The organism is Streptomyces albidochromogenes, from assembly GCF_005981925.1.
In the GTDB taxonomy this organism is placed as follows: domain Bacteria; phylum Actinomycetota; class Actinomycetes; order Streptomycetales; family Streptomycetaceae; genus Streptomyces; species Streptomyces albidochromogenes.
Genome location: NZ_VBVX01000479.1, coordinates 1 through 3,237, shown reverse-complemented (window position 1 = coordinate 3,237; position 3,237 = coordinate 1). Strand labels below are relative to the sequence as shown.

The following is a 3,237-nucleotide window of genomic DNA, read 5'->3' as shown; positions in this document are numbered from 1 at the left end:
CCCCCGACCGGCTCGCCGTCCTCGCCGCCCGCGGCACGACCCGCCTGAGCCTCGGCGTGCAGAGCTTCGTCGACTCCGAGGCCCGCGCGGCCGTGCGTCCCCAGCGGCGCGCCGACGTCGAGGCGGCCCTGGCCGCCGTCCGCGACGCCGGCATCCCCGTCCTCAACATCGACCTCATCTACGGCATCGAGGGCCAGAACGCCGCCACCTGGCGCACCTCGCTCGACGCGGCGCTCGCCTGGCGGCCCGAGGAGCTCTACCTCTATCCCCTGTACGTGCGCCCGCTCACCGGTCTCGGCCGCATCGGCGCCGACGCCGACGCGGCCTGGGACGCCCAGCGGCTGCGGCTCTACCGCCAGGGCAGGGACCACCTCCTCGCCCACGGCTATGAGCAGGTGTCGATGCGGATGTTCCGCCGCGCGGACGCGCCGCGGCAGGCGGCGGACGACTACGCCTGCCAGACCGACGGCATGATCGGCCTGGGCTGCGGAGCCCGTTCGTACACCTCAGCGCTGCACTACTCGTTCGCCTACGCCGTCGACATGCGCGAGATCCGGAAGATCATCGACGACTACACCGCCACCGAGGACTTCTCCCGGGCCGTGACGGGCCGGTACGTGGACGCCGACGAGGCCCGCCGCCGTCATCTGCTCCAGTCGCTCCTCCAGGCCGAGGGCATGCCGCCGGCCGACTACGCCACGCGGTTCGGTGCGGCGCCGGCCGACGACTTCCCCGTCGAACTCGGCCGCTTCGCCGCCCTCGGCTGGCTCGACGAGAGCGCGCCGGAGGGCCTGCTGCGCCTGTCCCCCGAGGGCCTGGCGCACTCGGACGCGCTCGGCCCCGAGCTGTTCTCCCCCGCCGTACGGGCCGCCATGGCCGCGTACGAGCTGAAGTGAGCACGCCCATGGACCTGACGCTTCTCTATCGCGGCCCGCTCGCCTCCTGCGACTACGACTGCCCGTACTGCCCGTTCGCCAAGCGGAGGGACAGCTCCGAGCAGTTGCGCGCCGACCGCGCGGCGCTGGAGCGCTTCAGCGCGTGGGCCGCCGCGCAGACCGGCGACCGGCTCTCGGTCCTCTTCACGCCGTGGGGCGAGGGCCTGGTCCGCTCCTGGTACCGCCGCGCCCTGACCGAGCTGTCCCGGCTGCCGCACATCCGGCGCGTCGCCATCCAGACGAATCTGAGCTGCCGCACCGACTGGCTCACCGAGGGCGGCGCGGACCTCGGCACGCTGGCGCTGTGGTGCACGTACCACCCCGGTCAGACGCCGTACGACCGCTTCCTCGCCAAGTGCCGCGAACTGGCCGCACGCGGCGTGCGTTTCAGCGTGGGCGTGGTCGGTCTCCCCGAGCACCTGCCCGAGGCCCGCAGGCTGCGCGCCGCGCTGCCCCCCGAGGTCTACCTGTGGGTCAACGCGGCGGAGGGCCGCGCCTACACCGACGCCGAGGCCGCCCGGTGGACGGCCCTGGACCCCCTTTTCCCGTACAGCCGCCACCCGCACCGCTCGGCCGGTCTCCCCTGCCGGACCGGCGAGTCGGTGATCTCCGTGGACGGCGACGGCACGGTACGCCGCTGCCACTTCGTCCCCGCGGAGCTCGGCAACCTCTACGACGGCTCGTACCGCCGGGCCCTGCGGCCCCGCGCCTGCCCGCTCGCCGTCTGCGACTGCCACATCGGGTACGTCCACCTGGAGACGCTGCCGCTGTACGACGTGTTCGCGGGCGGGGTCCTGGAGCGGGTCCCCGCCGCCCGGTCACAGGGGCAGCAGGTCGGGCCTCTTCGCCTCGACGTGATCACCTGAGGACTCGCCGCGCAGCCGCCGCCCGATCCACGGCACCAGGTGCTCCCGCGCCCACTGGACGTTGTCCCGGCGCGCCTCCAGCGAGTTGCGCGGCGCCATCGGCGGCCATGCCTGGTCCGGGTCGGCCGGGACGTCGAGCCCGAGCACCTGGGCGGCGCGCAGGGCGACGCGGGTGTGGCCCTCGGGCGAGAGGTGGAGGCGGTCGCCGTCCCAGGCGCGCCTGTCCTGGACGGACTTGAGCGACCACAGGTCGAGCACCGGGCAGCCGTACCGGTCGGCGACCGCCCGTACGTGCGCGGTGTACGTCGCGATCTTGCCGCGCAGGTGCCGCAGCACGGGGACGCCGCGGGTGTCGAAGCCGGTGGTCACCATGACGGTGCCCACGGCGCCGGCGAGGTCGGCGACGGCCCGCTCGAAGCGCTCGGCCACCGCGTCGGGGTCGCTGCCGGGCCGGAGGATGTCGTTGCCGCCGGCGCAGAAGGTCACCAGGTCGGGGGCCAGTTCCTTGGCGCGCGGGACCTGCTCGGCCACGATCTGGTCGAGCAGCCGGCCGCGCACCGCGAGGTTGGCGTAGCGGAACGTGTGCTCGGGGACGCGGTCGTCGAGGAGCACGGCGAGCCGGTCGGCCCAGCCGATGAACGCACCGCCGGGGCCGGGGTCTCCGACGCCTTCGGTGAAGCTGTCGCCGATCGCCGCGTACGACCCGATGGTGCCTGCCCTGAATGTTCTCGAATCGTCTGCCACGTCGGCACATCCTTCACTGCGGCGAGTGGCCTACGCCACCGTAGGGAGGGGTTGACGCGGGGTGATATAGGACACCGGTCAAGATTCACCCAACCCGGAATAGACGCGGAACGCGCGTACGCCCCCTTTCGCCGTCGCGCGGGGCGGCGAAAGGGGGCGTACGGAAGTGCCAGAAGTGCCCTGTCAGGGAAGCACTCTGACGGGTCGCGGGGGTCAGACGGTGACGCCGTGGCCGCGCAGGTAGGCCAGCGGGTCGACGTCCGAGCCGTAGCTCGGGCCGGTGCGGATCTCGAAGTGCAGGTGCGGGCCGGTGGAGTTGCCCGTGCTGCCGGAGAGACCGATCTGCGTGCCGCCGGTGACGCTCTGGCCGGAGGAGACGGCCAGCGAGGACAGGTGGGCGTACTGCGAGTACCGGCCGTCCTCGTGCTTGATGACGACCTCGTTGCCGTACGCGCCGCTCCAGCCCGCGGAGACGACGGTGCCGGCGCCGACGGCCTTGACCGGGGTGCCGCTGGAGGCGGAGAAGTCGACGCCCGTGTGGTAGCCGCTGGACCAGCTGCCGCCGGCCGCGCGGTACGGGGTGGTGACGCCTGCGGCGACCGGGGCGGTGAAGCCGGAGCCGTTGGCCTGCGGAGCGGAGGCCGGCTTCTGGGTCTGGGTCTGCGCCTCGGCCTTGGGGGCGGCCTTGGGGG

At 73.6% G+C, this 3,237-nt stretch carries 4 protein-coding genes; 2 read left to right on the top strand and 2 right to left on the bottom strand.

Annotated elements, in window-relative coordinates; genetic code table 11:
* Together E2E34_RS32750 and E2E34_RS32745 are read left to right on the top strand one after the other, a co-directional pair.
* Positions 1-896: STM4012 family radical SAM protein (locus tag E2E34_RS32750; RefSeq protein WP_138905472.1), on the top strand; the 896-nt coding region annotated here is incomplete at its 5' end.
* Between the two features lie 8 nt (positions 897-904).
* The gene (locus tag E2E34_RS32745) at positions 905-1,801 is read left to right on the top strand and encodes an STM4011 family radical SAM protein (protein WP_138905471.1); all 897 of its coding nucleotides are present in this window, start codon (positions 905-907) and stop codon (positions 1,799-1,801) included.
* On the opposite strand, the gene E2E34_RS32740 is transcribed toward E2E34_RS32745, so the two are convergent.
* Positions 1,754-2,545, bottom strand: coding sequence for an SGNH/GDSL hydrolase family protein (locus tag E2E34_RS32740; protein WP_138905470.1), 792 nt, complete (start codon positions 2,543-2,545; stop codon positions 1,754-1,756). The two genes, E2E34_RS32745 and E2E34_RS32740, sit on opposite strands and share 48 nt — an antisense overlap.
* A 213-nt stretch (positions 2,546-2,758) precedes the next feature.
* The coding region (locus E2E34_RS32735; protein ID WP_138905469.1) for a M23 family metallopeptidase at positions 2,759-3,237 on the bottom strand (479 nt) is incomplete at its 5' end.

Coding starts and splice junctions, on each gene's coding strand:
- E2E34_RS32745 (WP_138905471.1), top strand. CDS start 905: ATGGACCTGACGCTTCTCTATCGCGGCCCGCTCGCCTCCTGCGACTAC.